Source organism: Thermanaerosceptrum fracticalcis, from assembly GCF_000746025.2.
In the GTDB taxonomy this organism is placed as follows: domain Bacteria; phylum Bacillota; class Peptococcia; order DRI-13; family DRI-13; genus Thermanaerosceptrum; species Thermanaerosceptrum fracticalcis.
Genome location: NZ_CP045798.1, coordinates 2,958,355 through 2,975,907, shown reverse-complemented (window position 1 = coordinate 2,975,907; position 17,553 = coordinate 2,958,355). Strand labels below are relative to the sequence as shown.

General features: G+C 46.1%; 16 protein-coding genes. 1 reads left to right on the top strand and 15 read right to left on the bottom strand.

Annotated features, from left to right (window positions below):
- Positions 1–3: 3 nt before the first annotated feature.
- The 12 genes from carB to BR63_RS15100 all read right to left on the bottom strand — a co-directional run bounded on the left by carB (position 4) and on the right by BR63_RS15100 (position 14,716).
- On the bottom strand, positions 4–3,234 hold the full coding sequence (carB, locus tag BR63_RS15155; protein WP_051965931.1) for a carbamoyl-phosphate synthase large subunit: 3,231 nt from the start codon (positions 3,232–3,234) through the stop codon (positions 4–6).
- Between the two features lie 14 nt (positions 3,235–3,248).
- A complete protein-coding gene (gene carA, locus BR63_RS15150) occupies positions 3,249–4,331 on the bottom strand; it encodes a glutamine-hydrolyzing carbamoyl-phosphate synthase small subunit (RefSeq protein ID WP_034423449.1) in 1,083 nt (360 codons plus the stop codon).
- Complete coding sequence (locus BR63_RS15145) at positions 4,316–5,533, bottom strand: acetylornithine transaminase (protein ID WP_034423448.1); 1,218 nt, start codon at positions 5,531–5,533, stop codon at positions 4,316–4,318. The genes carA and BR63_RS15145 overlap by 16 nt, the downstream gene beginning before the upstream one ends.
- A 28-nt stretch (positions 5,534–5,561) precedes the next feature.
- Entirely contained in the window at positions 5,562–6,449 is an 888-nt protein-coding gene (gene argB / locus BR63_RS15140; protein ID WP_034423447.1) for an acetylglutamate kinase, read from the bottom strand.
- 86 nt (positions 6,450–6,535) lie between these two features.
- Positions 6,536–7,750 (bottom strand): bifunctional glutamate N-acetyltransferase/amino-acid acetyltransferase ArgJ, encoded by a 1,215-nt coding sequence (gene argJ, locus BR63_RS15135; RefSeq protein ID WP_034423446.1) that lies wholly within the window; start codon positions 7,748–7,750, stop codon positions 6,536–6,538.
- A 14-nt stretch (positions 7,751–7,764) separates the two neighbouring features.
- Positions 7,765–8,805 (bottom strand): N-acetyl-gamma-glutamyl-phosphate reductase, encoded by a 1,041-nt coding sequence (argC, locus tag BR63_RS15130; RefSeq protein ID WP_034423445.1) that lies wholly within the window; start codon positions 8,803–8,805, stop codon positions 7,765–7,767.
- Positions 8,806–9,032: 227 nt separating this feature from the next.
- The gene (locus BR63_RS15125; RefSeq protein WP_034423444.1) at positions 9,033–10,067 is read right to left on the bottom strand and encodes an HD-GYP domain-containing protein; all 1,035 of its coding nucleotides are present in this window, start codon (positions 10,065–10,067) and stop codon (positions 9,033–9,035) included.
- Between the two features lie 21 nt (positions 10,068–10,088).
- Positions 10,089–10,505, bottom strand: coding sequence for a chemotaxis protein CheW (locus BR63_RS15120; protein WP_034423443.1), 417 nt, complete (start codon positions 10,503–10,505; stop codon positions 10,089–10,091).
- Positions 10,506–10,744: 239 nt separating this feature from the next.
- The gene (amrS, locus tag BR63_RS15115) at positions 10,745–11,596 is read right to left on the bottom strand and encodes an AmmeMemoRadiSam system radical SAM enzyme (protein WP_243269999.1); all 852 of its coding nucleotides are present in this window, start codon (positions 11,594–11,596) and stop codon (positions 10,745–10,747) included.
- A 29-nt stretch (positions 11,597–11,625) separates the two neighbouring features.
- Positions 11,626–13,026: an AmmeMemoRadiSam system protein A gene (gene amrA, locus BR63_RS15110; protein WP_034423441.1), complete on the bottom strand. Its 1,401-nt coding sequence runs from the start codon at positions 13,024–13,026 to the stop codon at positions 11,626–11,628.
- A 111-nt stretch (positions 13,027–13,137) separates the two neighbouring features.
- The gene (locus BR63_RS15105; protein ID WP_034423440.1) at positions 13,138–13,317 is read right to left on the bottom strand and encodes a hypothetical protein; all 180 of its coding nucleotides are present in this window, start codon (positions 13,315–13,317) and stop codon (positions 13,138–13,140) included.
- A 64-nt stretch (positions 13,318–13,381) separates the two neighbouring features.
- Positions 13,382–14,716 (bottom strand): bifunctional diguanylate cyclase/phosphohydrolase, encoded by a 1,335-nt coding sequence (locus BR63_RS15100; protein WP_187142706.1) that lies wholly within the window; start codon positions 14,714–14,716, stop codon positions 13,382–13,384.
- A gap of 173 nt (positions 14,717–14,889) precedes the next feature.
- Between BR63_RS15100 and BR63_RS15095 the strand changes: the two genes are divergently transcribed.
- Complete coding sequence (locus BR63_RS15095) at positions 14,890–16,347, top strand: transposase (RefSeq protein ID WP_243269998.1); 1,458 nt, start codon at positions 14,890–14,892, stop codon at positions 16,345–16,347.
- Here BR63_RS15095 and BR63_RS15090 read toward each other — a convergent pair.
- The 3 genes from BR63_RS15090 to BR63_RS15080 are packed head-to-tail and all read right to left on the bottom strand — an operon-like array spanning position 16,329 to position 17,491.
- Positions 16,329–16,667: a hypothetical protein gene (locus BR63_RS15090; protein ID WP_034424944.1), complete on the bottom strand. Its 339-nt coding sequence runs from the start codon at positions 16,665–16,667 to the stop codon at positions 16,329–16,331. The two genes, BR63_RS15095 and BR63_RS15090, sit on opposite strands and share 19 nt — an antisense overlap.
- Positions 16,668–16,715: 48 nt before the next feature.
- On the bottom strand, positions 16,716–16,832 hold the full coding sequence (locus BR63_RS15085) for a cyclic lactone autoinducer peptide (protein WP_243270124.1): 117 nt from the start codon (positions 16,830–16,832) through the stop codon (positions 16,716–16,718).
- A gap of 20 nt (positions 16,833–16,852) precedes the next feature.
- Positions 16,853–17,491, bottom strand: a complete 639-nt coding sequence (locus tag BR63_RS15080) for an accessory gene regulator ArgB-like protein (RefSeq protein WP_051966159.1) — start codon at positions 17,489–17,491, stop codon at positions 16,853–16,855.
- Positions 17,492–17,553 lie beyond the last annotated feature (62 nt).

The following is a 17,553-nucleotide window of genomic DNA, read 5'->3' as shown; positions in this document are numbered from 1 at the left end:
TCCTTAGCCCACATAAGCAATCTTTTGGTAAGTCTCAGCATATTTGCGCAAATCCTGGATGGTTCTGGCCTCCATGTACTGCTGGTTCTTGATAAAGATTAACACGTCACGGAAAGCTTTGGCTGTATCCAGGGAGGTAAAACAAGGAATCCGGTATTCCGCAGCCCTGCGCCTGATTTGAAAGCCCAGCCGGTCAGGAACATGGCCCTTGGTAGGCGTATTGATCACCAGTTGAATTTGTCCCTGGCGAATGAGATTACCCAATTTGTCCGGAGAAGGATCTACCACCGTAACCTCCACTCCTTCTTTCTTCAAGAACCGGGCCGTCTCACCAGAAGCATAAATCCTGTAACCTAAGCTCACATAATCTTTGAGAAGGGGCAAGGCCACAGCCTTATCTTTTTCGGCTAAAGAAGCCAGAAGATTGCCATTGAGGGGAATCTTGCCGTACACAGCCAACATGGCCTTATAAAGGGCTTTCCCCAAGCTGTAATCACAGCCCATGACCTCGCCGGTGGATTTCATCTCCGGCCCTAAATAAGTATCTACCTTGGAAAGTTTTTCAAAGGAGAAAACGGGAGCCTTGACCGTATAAAAATCGGGTTCGGGCCATAAACCGCAAGGCAACCCCAGGCTCTTTAACGTTTCTCCTAACATCAGCAAGGTTCCTACTTTGACCAGCGGGAGCCCCGTCACCTTACTTAAAATGGGGACTGTACGGGACGCCCTGGGATTTATCTCCAGGACAAAAATTAGCTGGTCATGGTAGACAAACTGAATGTTAAACAGACCCACAATACCAAAGGCCTTCCCGATACTTTCCGTATAAGAAACTATTTTCTTCTTAATCTCCGGGGGCAGGGTTGGCGCCGGGTATACGGCCATGCTGTCACCGGAATGAACGCCGGCCCGCTCGATATGCTCCATTACCCCGGCAATGAGTACGTTTTCTCCGTCACATAAGGCATCTACCTCTACCTCCATGCCTGGAAGATACTTATCAATGAGGATGGGATGTCCATTAGCCACACTGATGGCCCAGCCTGTATAGCCAAGAAGTTCTTCTAAAGTGTGGACAATTTCCATAGCCCTCCCGCCCAATACATAGGATGGCCTCACCACTAAGGGAAATCCCAGTTCCTCGGCAATCTTTACGGCCTCCTGAGGGCTGGTAGCCGTCAGTCCCTTGGTCTGGGGTATATCCAGCTCTTTAAGTAAAGCCTCACAGCGCTTCCGGTCTTCCGCCAGATCTATACCCTCCAGGGAAGTTCCCAGGATTTTCACACCGTGGCGAACCAGAGGTTCAGCCAGGTTGATAGCCGTCTGCCCGCCAAACTGCACAACCACACCCAGGGGTTTCTCCAGCTCGATAACATTGAGCACATCTTCCAGGGTAAGTGGTTCAAAATACAGTTTATCTCCTGTATCAAAGTCCGTGCTTACCGTTTCGGGGTTATTGTTGATCATGATGGCTTCTATGCCCATTTCCTTCAAAGCCCACAGGGAATGGACAGAGCAGTAATCAAATTCAATGCCCTGCCCAATCCGGATAGGTCCGGACCCCAGTACAACAACCTTCTGCCTGTCAGTTAACTGTACCTCGTTTTCCTCTTCATAGGTGGAATAATAATACGGGGTGACAGCTTCAAACTCGGCGGCACAGGTGTCCACCATCTTGTAAACAGGAACGATCCCTTCTTTGATCCTGTAAGCTCTAACCTCATCCTCATTCATTTTCACCAGGCGGGCGATATAGGCATCACTCATGCCCTTTTGTTTGGCTTCCTTCATAAGCTTGGGATTCAAGCCCCTGGCTTCCAGTTCTTTCTCACAATCGATAATATTCTTAACCTTCTCCAGAAAAAAGGGATCGATTTTCGTCAGGTGATGGATTTCCGTTACTGTCCAGTGACGGCGAAAGGCTTCCGCAATAGCAAACAACCTTTCATCATCAGGGAAAGCCAGCTTATTCTCCAGCTCCACCTCGGTCCAGGCACCCGCTGTCTTGATGCTGAAGCCCTGGATACCGATTTCCAGGGAACGTACCGCCTTGAGCAAAGCCCCCTCCAGGGTCCGGTCAATGGCCATTACCTCACCGGTAGCTTTCATCTGAGTTCCCAGAGACCGGTCGGCGGTACCGAATTTATCAAAAGGCCAGCGCGGAATTTTTGCTACCACATAATCTATGGCCGGCTCAAAGCAGGCCTTGGTAGCCCCTGTTACCGAATTGGGGATCTCATCCAGGGTATAACCCAGGGCAATCTTAGCCGCTACCTTGGCGATAGGGTAACCCGTTGCCTTGGAAGCCAAAGCACTGGAACGGCTGACCCGGGGATTAACCTCTATGACCACATAGCGATGGCTGTAAGGGTCCAGAGCATACTGGATATTACAGCCCCCCTCCACTTCCAGAGCCCGGATGATTTTTAAAGCTGCGGTTCGCAACATCTGGTATTCTACATTGGCTAAAGTCTGGGTAGGGGCAAAGACGATACTGTCTCCCGTGTGAATACCGATAGGGTCCATGTTTTCCATGCTGCAGACGGTAATGCAGTTGTCGTTGCTATCTCGCATGACCTCAAATTCGATTTCCTTCCAGCCGGCCACACTCTGTTCCAGGAGAACCTGACCTATACGGCTGGCCTTGATGCCTAAGCTTACATAATGCTCCAGTTCCTCCCGATTGTGGGCAATACCTCCTCCTGTACCCCCCAGGGTATAGGCAGGGCGGATGATGACAGGAAACCCTACCTGTTCTACAAAACCATAGGCTTCTTCCACCCTGGTAATAATCACGCTTTCCGGAATGGGTTCGCCGATAGCCAGCATGGTCTTCTTGAACTCTTCCCGGTCTTCCGCTTTTTTAATGGCGGAGATGGGTGTCCCCAGCACTTCTACATGAAATTTTTCTAAAATCCCTGATTCCGCCAGCTCCACAGCTAAATTAAGGCCCGTTTGGCCCCCCAAACCGGGGATAATACCGTCGGGCCGCTCTTTTTCGATAATCTGGGAAACAGCACTTACCGTAAGAGGTTCCACATAAATGCGGTCCGCCATATTCACATCAGTCATGATGGTAGCAGGGTTGGAGTTCACCAGCACTACCTCTATGCCTTCTTCTTTTAAGGCCTTACAGGCCTGGGTTCCCGCATAGTCAAATTCGGCGGCCTGGCCGATGATGATGGGACCTGAACCGATTACCAGCACCTTTTGGAGATTGTTTTTTCGCGGCATCTTGTATCACCTCTTTACGCTAAAGGTCCTTTGTTTAAGGAGTCGAAAAACTTCTGGAACAGGTAACGGGAGTCTTCAGGACCCGGGGATGCTTCCGGGTGAAACTGCACCGCCATAACGGGCAAACATTTATGGGCAAAACCTTCTACCGTGCCGTCGTTGAGATTAACATGGGTTACATAAGTATCATCCGGTAAAGTGTCCTTACGCACGGCATAGCCATGATTCTGAGAAGTGATATAGACTCTGTTATCCCGCAAATCTTTCACGGGATGATTGATTCCCCGGTGACCAAACTTAAGCTTATAGGTTTCCCCACCCAGGGCCAAGGCCAAAACTTGCTGCCCCAAACAGATACCAAAGACAGGCAGCTTATCCAGCAGAACTTTTACTGTGTTAATGCCGCCTTTAACCACTTTAGGATCCCCCGGTCCGTTGGAGAGAAAAAGACCATCCGGGTTTAGTGCCAAGATATCTTTCGCCCCTGTAAAACTGGGAACTACAATAAGTTCCAAATCAAAGGCTTTTAATTGGTCTAAAATACTCTTCTTAATGCCAAAGTCCATGACTACCACTCTTTTCCCAGAACCGGGAATAGTATAGGATTGCTTCGTAGTCACCCGGGCCACCGGGTTATCCAGTAAGGGGCTTGCCTCCAGGATTTCCCGGTATACAGGGGCAACCTCTCCCGCCACTAAAGGCACAATCATCCCCTTCATGGTACCCCTCTCCCTGAGCACTCTGGTCAGTTTTCTAGTATCAATCCCCGTGATACCCGTTATATTGTGCCGGGCCAGGAACCTTTCCAGGTTTTCCTGGAGACGCCAGTTGGAGGGAATCTTACAGGCTTCCTTGACAATAAACCCGCTGACTTGCGGCATTATGGATTCCATGTCTTCGCTGTTTAAACCGTAATTACCCATGAGAGGATAAGTCATGACCACCATTTGCCCTTTATAGGAGGGGTCAGTCATCACTTCCTGGTACCCGACCATCCCCGTGTTAAAAACTACCTCCGCTACCGGTGAAGGCGTAAGGCTGCCAAAAAGTTTCCCGTAAAAGGTCTGGCCGTTCTCCAGGATCACTGCCCCTTCCATGCCCTTCCCTCCTCTATAACCTTGAGGCTCTCAGCAATGACAGCAATACACTTATCAATATCTTCATAGGGAATATTGAGAGGAGGAACGAGTCTCACCACTTTGTTCTGAACAGTGTTGATAATAATCCCTTTCTTTAAGCAGTAATCCTGGACCGGTTTAGCCTCAAAAGAAAGCTCCATTCCCACTAAGAGACCCAGCCCACGGACATCTTGAATACAACTGTGTACTTCTTTCAGGGCTAAGAATTTCTCTGTGATATACTGCCCTTTCTCAAAAGCCTGCTGGGGCATTTTTTCGTCAATAATAGCGGAAAGAGCGGCAATAGCTGCGGCGGTAGCCAAGGGATTGCCGCCAAAAGTCGAGGCATGTTCGCCCGGGCTGAAGGTTTCCGCAGCTTCACCCTTGGCGACAACTGCCCCGATAGGAACACCTCCGCCCAATCCCTTGGCCAGGGTGAAGACATCGGGTTCTATCCCGTAATGCTCATAACCAAAGAGTTTCCCTGTGCGGCCCAGTCCCGTCTGCACCTCGTCAAACATGAGCAAAAGCCCGTGTTCTTCGCACAGCTTTTTGACCCCTGTCATATATTCAGGCGTAGCGGCATACACACCGCCTTCTCCCTGTAAAGGTTCCAGGAGAATGGCACAGGTCTGGGGAGTAATAGCCATGGTCATGGCTTCAAGATCATTATAAGGAACATATTTAAAACCGGGGGTTAAAGGCTCAAAACCTTTTTGATATTTCTCCTGACCGGTAGCTGTTAAAGCTGTCAGGGTACGCCCGTGGAAGGAATGGAGGGCGGTGATGATTTCATAGCGGCCCGAACCGTATTTTTTGGAGGCCCATTTCCTGGCCAATTTAATGGCCCCTTCGTTGGCCTCAGCCCCGCTGTTGCAGAAGAAAACCTTGGTACCACAGGAGTGGTCGGTAATCATTTTAGCCAACTGCACCTGGGGTTCTATCCAGTAAAGGTTGGAGCAGTGCAGTAATTCTTGAGCCTGTTTCTGGATAGCTTCCACAACCTTGGGGTGGCAGTGTCCCACGTTATTGACAGCGATGCCGCTCACCATATCCAGGTATTTATTACCGTCTGCATCCCACACATAGCTTCCCTGCCCTCTCACCAGGGCAAAGGGCTGGCGGAGATAAGTGTTCATGACATATTCTTGGCCCATTTTCATAATTGTTTCGTTGTTCATTGCTTCTCCCTCCCTTGTAAATAAGGATTTAACCTTTAACCACCATGGTACCGATTCCTTCGTTGGTGAATATCTCCAGGAGCATGGAATGGGGCTTCCTGCCGTCTACGATGTGCACGTTTTCTACCCCTTTTTCCAAGGCAGCCAGGCAGCTTTCCACCTTGGGAATCATCCCGCCTTTAATGACCCCCTCTTGAATCAAGCGGGGAATTTCAGAGGCTGTCAAACGGGAAGCCAGGGACTCACGCCCCTCCCCCAGGTAAATCCCCTCTACGTCTGTTAAGAGGACAAGTTTGTGGGCCTTTAAAGCCCCGCCCAGGGCCCCCGCCACATAATCGGCGTTAATGTTGAGGGTTTCCCCTCCGCTGCTCACACCCACGGGTGAAACCACCGGGATATAGCCTTCTTCCGTGAGCTTTTGGATGATCTCAGGATTTACTTTCACTACTTCCCCTACCAGGCCAAGATCCTGGAACGTCTCTTCTCCTGCCTGGTTTTTCACGGTAACCTGCTTTTTCTCCGCGATTACCAGGTTGCCGTCCTTGCCGCACAATCCTACGGCTTTTCCCCCGAACCGATTGATGAGGTTAACAATCCCTTTATTCACCTTTCCCACCAGGACCATTTCCACTACTTCCATGGTAGCTTCGTCGGTGATGCGCAGGCCGTTGACAAATCGGGCCTTAATATCCACCTTTTCCAGCCATTTATCGATAATGGGGCCTCCTCCATGGACGATGACGGGATTCATCCCCACCAGTTTCATCAGGATAATATCTTTTAAAACCAGTTCCTCCAGCTCAGGATTCACCATGGCATGACCGCCGTATTTGATGACGATGGTTTTACCGGCAAATTTCTGTATATAGGGCAAGGCTTCTGTTAAAACATTGGCCTTTTCCAGTGCAGACAGCATACGCTCAGTCCTCCTCACTTGTCAGTTACTAGTTATTAGTTACTAGTGGTAGCGGAATTCGGATGTCGGAAAGCGGAAATCGAAAATTACGTCCTATACGCCGCATTAATCTTGACATAATCGTACGACAGGTCACAGCCCCAGGCTGTGGCTTGCCCTTCCCCCTGCTTCATATCAACTTTGATGACAATCTTATCTTCCTGCAATATTTTCCTGGCGTCCTCTTCGTCGAAGGTTAAGCCGGCCCCATCCCGGGCTACGGGTAAATTACCCAGATACACATCAACCGAATCCGGGTTAAAATCAACGCCGGAATAGCCTACGGCACAGATAATCCGGCCCCAGTTGGCATCTTCACCAAAGATGGCCGTTTTCACCAGGCTCGACCCGGCTATGGTTTTGGCGATGACCCTGGCAGCTCTATTGTTGGGAGCATTCTCCACTTTAACCTCAATTAACTTGGTAGCCCCTTCCCCATCCTGGGCGATCATTTTCGCCAGGGCAATACACACCTCGGTTAAGGCCCTGGCAAACGTCTTATAGTCAGAGCTTTCCTTATCTTTAATCTCACCGTTGCCCGCTAATCCGTTGGCAAATACAGCCACCATATCATTGGTGCTGGTATCACCGTCAACTGTAATCATGTTAAAGGACAGATCCGTAGCCTCTTTTAAGGCTGCCTGGAGGCAATGAGGAGAAATAGCGGCATCAGTGGTGATAAAGCCTAACATGGTGGCCATATTGGGATGAATCATCCCCGAACCTTTGGCCATTCCCCCCAGGATAACCTTCTCGCCCCCTAGCTCCAGTTCGATGGCTATCTCCTTTGAACAGGTGTCCGTAGTCATAATGGCCTGAGCGGCCAGTTGTCCTTTCTCCCGTGAGGGCGCTGCCCCCGCTTCCTCTATCCCTTTGATGATTTTAGGCATAGGCAGCTGTACACCGATAACACCCGTAGAAGCAACAACGACTTCTTCCGGCATACAGCCGATGATTTCTGCTGCTTTAGCAGCCATGAGATAGGCGTTTTCCAAACCTTCCCGGCCAGTACAGGCATTGGCACAACCGCTGTTTACCACAAAGCCGCGGGCTATACCATTGGCCAAATGTTTTTGCGAAATCTGCACAGGTGCTGCCAAAAATTTATTGGTAGTATAAACTCCGGCCGCTGTTGCAGGAGTCTTAGAGTAAACCAGGGCCATGTCATAACGGTCGGTCTTTTTTATACCGGCCTGAGCAACACCGGCTACAAAGCCCTGGGGCGAGGTAATGCCTCCGCCTGGAATATACACAAAATTCATGTTTGATCTCCTTTCTACGGGTATAGGGCAACCCTTGTTAAACCTAAAGTTTCATCCAAGCCGTACATGATGTTCATATTTTGTAGAGCTTGCCCCGAAGCCCCTTTCACCAGGTTGTCAATAACAGAGATTATCGTAATGCGTCCCGTTCTTTCGTCTACATTAATACCTATATCGCAGTAATTGGTCCCCAGAACCCATTTCGTATGGGGGAACTCTCCTCGGGGTTGAATCCTAATAAAAGGTTCGTCTTTATAAAATTCCTTATAGAGTTGCTCAATCTCAGCAAACCCAAGAGGTTCTTTCAGCACAGCATATATCGTACTCAGCATGCCCCTGGACATGGGCAGGAGGTGAGGAGTAAAAGTAACCTGGATTTCCTCTCCCGCCACAGTCCCTAATTCCTGCTCAATTTCCGGTGTATGGCGGTGCCGCGGCAGTCCATAAGCTTTAAAATCTTCGTTGACTTCACAGAAAAGACTGGTTAAGTTAAGACTGCGTCCCGCCCCACTTACCCCTGACTTACTGTCGATAATAATAAAATTTTTATCTATGATCTTTTGCTTCAAAAGAGGGGCCAGGCCCAGAATAATGGTGGTAGGATAACAGCCTGGATTGGCTATAACAGTGGCTGTTTTGATCTTTTCCCGGTTTATTTCAGGCAGCCCGTAAACAGCCTTCGCCAGCTGCTCTTTCGTAGGACCTACGGTTTTATACCATTCTGCATAAATCTCCGGTGATTTGAGGCGAAAATCGGCCCCTAAATCAATAACCCTTTTCCCCTGCTCTATAATCTTCTCCACCAAAGGAGCACTAAATCCGTGAGGCAGTGCCAAAAAAATTACATCTGCCTTGGTAATCAGTTCAGGGTCATAGATACCTTTACAAGGGAGTTCCAGAACACCACGAAAATTCGGATAAACATGGGCAAAAGACTGTTCCACATAGTTTTGTGTACCCAGACCCACTATTTCTACCTGAGGATGCTGGCACAACATGCGCGCCAGTTCCTGACCGGTATAACCGGTAGCCCCTAAGATACTAACTTTAATCATTACGTCTCACCTCATATCTTCTAATCTTTTTTTCAAACAGTAAACTATATTCGATCTTCATTTGACACTTTTCCCTGTGAAAAACAAAAAAGGCTTCTTACAGTCAACATTATTTAACGTCTTTCATAATTATACATATACATGTATAATTATTCAATACATTTTTTTCAGGTAGAGGAAAGTGTATCTGTAAGAAATAATTACCCCGGCACACTTGCCGGGGTTGGTTAGAGAATTTCCTGACGTTCTTTTTCAGAAAGTATTTCATTAATAAATAAGGTTCTTTCTTGCAGCAGGTCAACTTCGGGGAAAGTCGTTAAAAGCATACCCACATGGTTAGTAACTATTTTCACTACAGGCCTTGTGGGATAGTTTCTGGGAACGGAAACAACAACGCCCACGGCCCCGTTATTCAGCCGCACCGCAGTTCCTACAGGATAAGGGGCAATATTGCGGCTGAAGGCCTTCACTATTTCCGGATGGAAACTCCGACCGCTCTCGGCCACCACCAATTCAATGGCCTGATAAGGATACAAACGTTTTTCCGGGTTCAGGTTCGTTACCAGGTTATCATAAAAATTGGACACGCCGGTAATGGCAGCAAACAGGTGAATATCTTCTCCCTTTAACTGGCGGGGATACCCTGTACCGTCATATTTTTCATGGTGCTGGTAGGCCACATGTCCTACCATAATATTCAGTATTTTGTTATTCCGTAAAATCTCGAACCCGTGTATCGTATGCTCAGGACCAGGGCTCAAAGTCTTCCCGATATCATGGAGGATTGCCCCCATGCCCAGAGTTTTTAGTTTTAGTTCGTCTAAGCCCAGAGCCATTCCCGTTATTACACTTAAGACACACACACCCACACTGTGATTGTAAAGATACATATTGGCGCTTCTGGAATCCATGAGCTGTACCAGTAAATTTGGCGTTGACTTAAGGTCATCAAGGATCTTATTTACCATATTGCTGACAACAGTAAAGTCAATATCAGACTGTATTTTGGCTTTATCCACAACTTCTCGCAGCGCTTTTACTGTTTGTATCCGGACTGTATCATGAATCACATCTTCTACTTGTAACGGTCCGACAATTTCATCTTCTATATAAATAAAGGGTATACCAAACTGGTCCAATTTTTTTATGTAAAGGGAGGTTAAAACTGTACCTGCATTTAATAAAATACGGCCGGCGTCATCGTAGATAGTCTTTGCAATTCTCATGCCTTCTTTTAGTTGTTTTATATCAATCGCCCGCATATTTACCTTCCTTCGAGTTATTTAGAGGGAACCTTTCAGAGATAACAAAATAATCAATCTGTCGTCCAGCTTAGCGATACCCGCAATAAATTCCCTGTCGATGGTGGTACAAATATCAGCTGCCTGTTCTATTTGGTCGGTTTTAAGACGCAGTACTTCCTGAACCTCATCAACCTGAATTCCCATTAGTTTGTCATCTATACGTAAAACAATTATTCTTTCGTCTTTATTATTTTGGAAATCTTCGAAATTAAACCTTATTTTTAAGTCAACAATAGGTATAATGTTTCCCCGTAAATTGATAACACCTAGCACATGGGGAGGCGTATTGGGAAGTTTGGTTATTTTGGGAGGACGGATAATCTCCTGCACGGAAAGGATATCCACCCCGTAATGTTCAGCGTTAAACCTAAAAATTACATATTGTTCTTCCTGCACTCTCTTCCACTCCCGAAAAAATAAATAATGTATTTTATTTCTATATAATGATATTAATTCCTGCCTAGGAGAGAAAAAATGAGACTCTGCCACGAGCATAATCGTTAACCGTTAACCGTAAACCGTTAACCGACTTCCGACTCCGTTCTCTAACTACCGACTACCAACTTGCGTCAACAAGTTTCAACATCTTGCTAGCAGATTTTCTAATACAATTCTCGGATATCGGTTTTCGGTATTTAAATATTTCCCAAATAAACATTGTGCAGGTATTCCCCAGCCACTTTAGCTGCTCTTTCCATGGTCTGGCGTGGAGTAGGGGGTAAGTCGAATTTGTAGTTGGGAAAATAACGGCTTAAATGTAGAGGTATGTCGGGATTAATACCGGCCAGCCACCTGGCCAGGCTCCTGATTTCCTCGGGACTGTCGTTGAGGCCGGGTATAATCAGGGTAGTCACTTCCAGGTGGCATGCCTCTGCAAATAATTTGGCACTGGTCAGTACGGGACTTAATTTGCCTTTACAGACGTCATTATAAAAACCTTCGGTATACGCCTTGATGTCCAGGTTGACTGCATCAATATAGGGCAAAAGTTCTTTTAAAGGTTTGGGGTTAATATAGCCGTTGGTTACCAGAATATTTTTCAGTCCTGCCTTTTTACCGGCCTGGGCCGTATCCAGGACATACTCATACCACATCAGAGGTTCAGAATAAGTAAAAGCGATGCCTATATTGCCCTGGGCCAAGAGGTCCTGGGCAAGAGCCACCGCTTTCTCCGGAGCAAGGAAAGATGAACTGGGGGCTTCCCCGTGGGCAATGGTCCAGTTCTGGCAGAACCCACAGGCCAGGTTACAACCGAAAGCACCCAGAGAAAAAATATATTTACCCGGCATATAATTTTTCAGGGGCTTTTTCTCTATAGGATCAAGGGCCGCAGCCGTAACTTCCCCATAATTTAATGTATAAAGTCTTCCTTCTACATTTTTTCTTACCCGGCACAAACCAATGCCGTCCGGCGGTATTTCGCACACATGGGGGCACAGTAAGCAGCGGACTTCGTTATCCCCATCTTTCATTGGGATCCAATACATAGCCTCGTGCATCTAACACTACATTCCCTTCAATAGTATCTGGTGACCATAAATCTTTCCAGGCTAATGGGCTCATCCGGCCGGATACCTGCCTTCTCCCTGGCTATTCTTACCTGTTCCTCCACGGTATCCACACCTGGTAAATCTGGGAGAAGAAGCCCTCGTTTCCTTCCAGAACTTACAATGACCCCATATTTCTTAGGGTCAAGCTCCTTCATTCCTGTTATCTTTTCCGGATGGCCCAGGACATCCACGGAAATTGTAATCTCATCCATTTCCGTTAGTATCACAGGTTCAAAGCGGGGATCATGAAGGGCGGCAGATACGGCATTATGGATAATCTCCTGGCCCAGGTTTGGCTGGACAGCCTCAATGGTTCCGATACATCCCCGTAACTGGCCGTGTTTTTTTAAGGAGACAAAGGCACCTGCCTTCTCTTCCAGGAGATGTTTAAATTCCTCAGGCATTTTTAAATATTTACCTTCCTTTAAATAGTGCATAATACTGGCCCTGGCCAGTTTCACCGGTGGTGATTCTTTATCATGTATACGGGCTATTTTGGTTTTTCGTTCATTGATAAGCTCATCCACCAGTTCCCGCTCTTTATTAAGAGTCCCAAGTTCAAACTTAGCCACTAAATAACCTACACCAAAAGGTGCTTCATAGGACAATTCCTCAGCTTTAACCTCATACCCATCCATGGCCCCTAAACCCATCACCAGGGGCCGGAGGCCACATTCACCTGCTTCTTCTATTAAATCCTGGGAAAGGCTAAATACTCTTTTGATATCTGCCTCCCGCACACACTGCCTGATGATTTCATCGAAAACAGCACCCCTGGGTGAATAACCTGCCGGTGCATTTAACGTTAAACGGTGAGATAAATCACCACTGATTAAGAGTACCCATTTTCTTTCTAATCCATTAAGCACATCCCGCAGGATTTTGCCGAAATGGTAAAGTTCTTCATAAGGCAGTAAACCCATATTGACAGGAATTATTTTTCCCTGCCAACCTGCTTTCTCAATAAAAGAAAAAGGAACCACAAGCCCATGGTCCATTTTGGGGGAAAGCCTGTAGGAGGAAAGAACGTCTTTATCGAGAAGAGCACAGGGGATGTCTTCGATCCGGCACTGTTCTACTATGCTCTGGGCTCCAGCTAAATCCAAGTCATATTTTACTTTGACCCGGGGTGCTCCAAACTGGCTTAAGTCACCTTCCAGGGTATCCAGGGCTGTTATGGTAACAGCATCACTGAACACATGTCCATGGGGTGTAACAGCTACCAGCACCTGGGGATTAGTCACTTTGATTAGACGGGCTAAACGCTCCATGGCCCGGGCCGTAGCCGCAACTTTTTCTCCTTCTTTGCCGCCTACCTCCGGTACAACAATGGGCGGATGGGGTAAATATGTGATAATTTCTAGCATTTGACATCACCTTCCTATACTATTTTATATTATTCTCCTAAATTAATACGAGCACTTTGCAAAAAAACAGATCCCCAGACAAGATGTCTGGGGATGGAGGTTTCTTCCGGCCTAAAACTCATCTTCCTCGTATCTGTTGTCATAGTTATTACGTTCGCGGCGGTCTCTGGAGATCATCTCCTGGAGCATGTCTGATTTCTTCCATAGCTGGTACCCTGCTAAAACAGCCAGAGGTATGCCCAGGTAATAAAACAAGCTGCTTTTCTTTCGTTTTTTACCCCATATATGCATACAATACACCTCCACACTTAGTATTCCCTGGCGGAGGTGTAAAATGTATTCATTTCCTGTCCTTTCAATTTAAGGCTTTTTCAGCAATGATACCCGTATCGATAATATACCTGGTAAAGACCTCCACGACCTCCGGGTCATAATGGATGCCCTTGTATTTATTTAATTCCTCCAGGGCTTGTTTCATGGAGAGAGCATCTTTATAAGGACGGTTGGTGGTCATGGCGTCAAAACTGTCGACCACCCGTAAAATCCGTGCACCCAGAGGAATTTCCTCTCCTTTTAAGGCGTTAGGGTATCCAGAACCATCAAAGTTCTCATGATGATACAGCACTATATCAACGGCACCACCCAGGGAACTGATGGGACGGATCATATCTGCTCCCCACATAGGATGCTGCTTAACCGCCTCCCATTCCTCAGGTGTCAATTTTCCCGGTTTATTCAGTACTTCTCGGCTAATTTCAATCTTCCCAATGTCATGTAACAGCGCACCCACAGTGAGTTCCTGGATTTCCCATTCCCAGAGAGCCAATCTTGTCCCGATTTGCGAAGCATAATGCATAACACGCTCAGAGTGACCGTAAGTATATCGATCTTTGGCATTCACTACCATCAACAAGGTACGCAGGGAGTTGAGCAGGTCTTTTTCTTTATCCTGCAAGGAGTGGCTCATTTCATCCAGGACCGAATAATAAAGCTCCACTTTGTTTTTGCTGGTATATTTGGCTTTATACATGGCCTCATCGGCTTTTTGGATCAACTGTTCCTTGGAATCGGCGCTCTCCGGAAAACAGACAACCCCCACCGAAACGGTCAGTCTCCCTTTCGGTAAAATGTTAGCTCCCTTAAAATCCGTTTTCTCTACGGCTTGTCTAATAAGTTCCCCTATTTCCAAACCACATTCCTTATTGCAATCGGGAATAATTACGGAAAATTCCTCGCCGCCGTAGCGGGCACAGAAACCTATATGTTTTGTATTCTCTTCAATCAATTTTGCTATAGTGCGAAGAACCTCATCACCCTTTTGGTGTCCATAGGCGTCATTATAATATTTAAAATAGTCTACATCCAGCATGAGCAGGGCGAGACTCTTATTTTCGATTTTTGCGCGCAAAAGCTGTTCATCTAAAATACTATGAAAACTGCGGTGGTTATAAATACCTGTAAGCCCATCCAGATAAGCCAGATTCTGCAACTCCTCTCTGATCTGGGTCTCAGTATCGGACATTTTCCCCAAAAGCCAGGCCAGGAGCCAGATGATACCAGTTACCATAATATCAATTTCTAGATAGGAGCTATCAATAATGGTAGTTATTAATAAACCAAGGGTAGAAATTGAAGCCCATAGAAAACCTTCCTTTAACCCTGCTTGAATAGATCTGACAATAACAGGCATTACTAAAACAGGAGTTATGCAGTTGGTGGAAATAAATAGAAAATAATAACTCAAAAAATATTTTAAAAAAGATCCTAATTTTCGACAAAAAAGGTCTTGACTTTTTCGAAAAGCCCCCATAATCGCTTTGGATGGTATTTTTTACCATCACTCTAGCGATATGGGTGATGTTGATGAAGAAACTGTGTAAACCAACTTTCGAAAAAAAGGATCACGGTCAAGGTGCCGGAATCCCGGTACTCAAGACAATTTGGGATTTGTTTGACCTGTCTCTGCTGTTTTCCCAGTCCGGAATACGCAAACACTCCGGAATTCCAGCGTGGCTCCTGGCTTTTGCCTACATCTGCGGCCTTGCTAATCATTCAAGTTCTGCAAATCAAAATGCTAAGTTTTCAACGGAAGCTCCATTTTTACAACAACTGCTTTCCGGGCAAATCATCTCTCAAAGTGCCTTCAGCCGGTTTCTCTCCAAGCCCTTTCAGTGGCTCCGGTTCTCTTTGGGCAGATTTGCCAGGTTACAAGAAAACACGGATAGCAGGCTGACCGACGGCGATATCATTGCCTTAGACGATACTAAAATTGAGCATCCTCACGGTAAAAAAATCCCCTTTCTCTGTTGGCTCTTTGACAGTTCGGATAAGTGCCATGTATGGTGCATTAATCTTGTGTCGACCCTGGCTGTCTTAAAGAATGGGCTCGAATATCCTATGCTGTGGCGCTTCTGGGTTAAAAATGGCCAGGAGAATGAAAAACAAACCAAGCTTGATCTTGCTAAACAGATGCTCGCAGAGGTGCGTCAGTTGAACAAGGCCAGACTCTGGGTAGCCATGGATCGCTGGTTTTTGTGTAAAAAGTTCCTGAACTGGCTGATGGGTCAAAATTTTGACTGGGTTACCAAAGCCAAACGTAACACGGCGCTATTCAGGAAAATCTACGACCCGGTACTAGGAAAGGAACGCTACATTAAACTTAATCCGAAGCAACTGCTGCGAGAAGTTTATTCCCAGCTTCGGGTCCTTGGCAAAGAATCGGTTCTCAGTATTCCGGACATTTACATCAAAATGCCCTATGAGACCTTAACACGCAAGGGAAAACCCATTACTAGACAACGTTTTTTACCCATAGCTGCCATTGCAGCCACTTATGAGAAGCAGGCTGTCGAGGGCAGCATAGTTCTTCCGGAGGAAGAATGCCCGGCAACCTTCAAGGATGCGTATCTCCTGATAAGCAATCGCGTAGATACGCCGGAAGAAGCTGCAACTGCCTATGCTAAACGATGGAGAATAGAAGTTTTTTACCGCACCGCTAAACAGAATCTTGGTTTAACATCTTGCTATGCTCAGTCTGAAACAGCTCATTTCGCACATGTGGAGCTCTTGTTTACAGCGAAGACCCTTCTTTGTTATGCCTCTTGGGAGTGCAATAAAGAAGGCGCCGAACAAGCCCCCTCCCTCTGCGAAGTGATAAGGTACTTCTTCAACGCCGGTTGTCGGATCCGCTGTTGCGAGCAGTTGATCCAAGTCTATTTTGACACGGCAACCCAGCGTTTTTCAAGGCTTATTGATAAATTCTGGCCACATTCTTTGGAACTTAGGTTATGGAATTGGAAAAATTATCCTGAAACTGCATAACTACTGACTAAAAGTATTTTAAAAAATGTTTCCCGTTCATGGATTAAAAGATAACAGCCCATAATGAGGTATATGGCATTAACAAGATAATCGATTTTTTTACTGGCAATATTTTTTTCCCTTTGCATAGCCTTTATAAAAATCACGCCTAAGAAGGCAAAAAGCAGTAGCAACCCGTTTCCGTTCCAAAGCAAAGGGGTATCATAAGGTATATGAAACACCCGTATAACTAAGATTCCCATTAAAAAATAAAAGAGCACCTGGGTAATAAAAACGTATTCCTCGATTTTTTCGTTTCTGTTAATTTCAAATCTCTTCAACAAAACCCTCTCCTAATGAAAGGAGGTGGAGTAAACCCACCTCTTAGACTACTTGATGAGGCTCTTGGGAGTTTCGGGCTGATGGTACCATGCGCTACACGCAAAAGCGCTACTAACAGTAGCAATTAAGAATAACAGTGTGGATGTAAGGGTTAGCAACAACATTTTGATCTTACCCATGATATTCACCTCCTTTGCCCATTGAGGGGGGGCAGCAAGGTAACTGCCTGAAGAAAAATTCCCCCTAATATGGATAATCCTAAACTTGTACGATAATTTAAAAATGCCACTGCATAAAACACTAACACTGTGATTATTGAGGCCCTAAATAATTTTTTTCGAAATTCTGGCGAGACTATGGGTTTGTTCACCGAATCCACCGGAGCATATTTGAAAACCATGTAAAAGCTTACAGCTGCTGCAGCTAAAACAACTGTTAAAAACATGGGTTCTTTCACATAATCCAGTAAGACATTTTTTACTGTCAATCCGAATAGTGGGTAGACCAAACCGCCGGTAAGCAAGCATTTTGCAGGTGTAGAAAAGTGTGCTCCCCCGCTGAATTTTCTTAATGTACCAGCGGCCACAGCTGCAAAAAAGGTTTCATATGGCGCTCTTAGTAACAGACCGATAAACATAATAATGGCAAAACCCAGTACTGTTATTAATATACTTTCCACAGCATATGCCAAAATTTTCTTTTTTTCCTCGCAGTATTTTAATTCTCGAGCTAAATATGAACTGATGCGTGTACTTAACCCTGAGTAAGACATATTTTCCTCCATTCCCTCTTTTAGGTTACTTAATTCTATATATTTTTCCATTTTCCTTCCAAAATAAAGAAAAAGTATAGTAAAATACCATACTTTTCTTAAATAATATTATC

Coding starts and splice junctions, on each gene's coding strand:
- carB (WP_051965931.1), bottom strand. CDS start 3,234: ATGCCGCGAAAAAACAATCTCCAAAAGGTGCTGGTAATCGGTTCAGGT.
- carA (WP_034423449.1), bottom strand. CDS start 4,331: ATGGAAGGGGCAGTGATCCTGGAGAACGGCCAGACCTTTTACGGGAAA.
- BR63_RS15145 (WP_034423448.1), bottom strand. CDS start 5,533: ATGAACAACGAAACAATTATGAAAATGGGCCAAGAATATGTCATGAAC.
- argB (WP_034423447.1), bottom strand. CDS start 6,449: ATGCTGTCTGCACTGGAAAAGGCCAATGTTTTAACAGAAGCCTTGCCC.
- argJ (WP_034423446.1), bottom strand. CDS start 7,750: ATGAATTTTGTGTATATTCCAGGCGGAGGCATTACCTCGCCCCAGGGC.
- argC (WP_034423445.1), bottom strand. CDS start 8,805: ATGATTAAAGTTAGTATCTTAGGGGCTACCGGTTATACCGGTCAGGAA.
- BR63_RS15125 (WP_034423444.1), bottom strand. CDS start 10,067: ATGCGGGCGATTGATATAAAACAACTAAAAGAAGGCATGAGAATTGCA.
- amrS (WP_243269999.1), bottom strand. CDS start 11,596: ATGTATTGGATCCCAATGAAAGATGGGGATAACGAAGTCCGCTGCTTA.
- amrA (WP_034423441.1), bottom strand. CDS start 13,026: ATGCTAGAAATTATCACATATTTACCCCATCCGCCCATTGTTGTACCG.
- BR63_RS15105 (WP_034423440.1), bottom strand. CDS start 13,317: ATGCATATATGGGGTAAAAAACGAAAGAAAAGCAGCTTGTTTTATTAC.
- BR63_RS15100 (WP_187142706.1), bottom strand. CDS start 14,716: ATGCCTGTTATTGTCAGATCTATTCAAGCAGGGTTAAAGGAAGGTTTT.
- BR63_RS15095 (WP_243269998.1), top strand. CDS start 14,890: ATGAAGAAACTGTGTAAACCAACTTTCGAAAAAAAGGATCACGGTCAA.
- BR63_RS15085 (WP_243270124.1), bottom strand. CDS start 16,832: ATGTTGTTGCTAACCCTTACATCCACACTGTTATTCTTAATTGCTACT.
- BR63_RS15080 (WP_051966159.1), bottom strand. CDS start 17,491: ATGGAAAAATATATAGAATTAAGTAACCTAAAAGAGGGAATGGAGGAA.